General features: G+C 71.8%; 1 protein-coding gene. It reads right to left on the bottom strand.

The annotated features are described in order from the left end of the window. A partial coding sequence (locus tag OQ789_RS25710) for an AMP-binding protein (protein ID WP_324689230.1) occupies positions 1 to 599 on the bottom strand: 599 nt, incomplete at both ends.

Genomic DNA, 599 nt, shown 5'->3' on the forward strand with positions numbered 1-599 from the left:
CAGCAGCTGGGTGACGTTGTGGTGGGTGATGGCCACGCCCTTGGGTGTTCCGGTGGTGCCCGAGGTGTAGATCAGGTAGGCAATGTCTTCGGCGTCCGGGGCCGGCAAACCGGTCGAGGGGTAGGTCTGGATGCGCGGGTCCTCGACATCGATGACCAGCAGGTCCCCGGGCAACCGGTCGGCCAGCCCGGCGGTCGTCAGCGCGGCGGCCGGCGCGGCGTCGGCCACCATGAACTCGATCCGCTGTGGAGGCAGGCCCGGGTCGATCGGCAGATACGCCGCCCCGGTCTTGAGCACCGCCAGGATCGCCGCGACCGCCTCGGCCGACCGGTGGAGCAGCAGCGCCACACACCCACCCGGGCCCACGCCGTGCCCAACGAGCAAGTGCGCCAACCGATTAGCCGCCTCATCCACCTCGCGATAGGTCAGCGAACGGCCGTCGAAACTCAGCGCCACCGCCTCGGGGGCGCGCGCGACCTGGGCGGCGAACAGCTCCGGAATCGACGCCCCGCGCACCGCACCGCCCAGCGCCGCCCGGTTGCCCCACCCATCGAGCCGGGCACGCTCGGGCTCGTCGAGCAGATCCACCGACGACAGCC

The sequence above is a fragment of the Mycobacterium sp. 94-17 genome, from assembly GCF_035617725.1.
In the GTDB taxonomy this organism is placed as follows: Bacteria; Actinomycetota; Actinomycetes; order Mycobacteriales; family Mycobacteriaceae; genus Mycobacterium.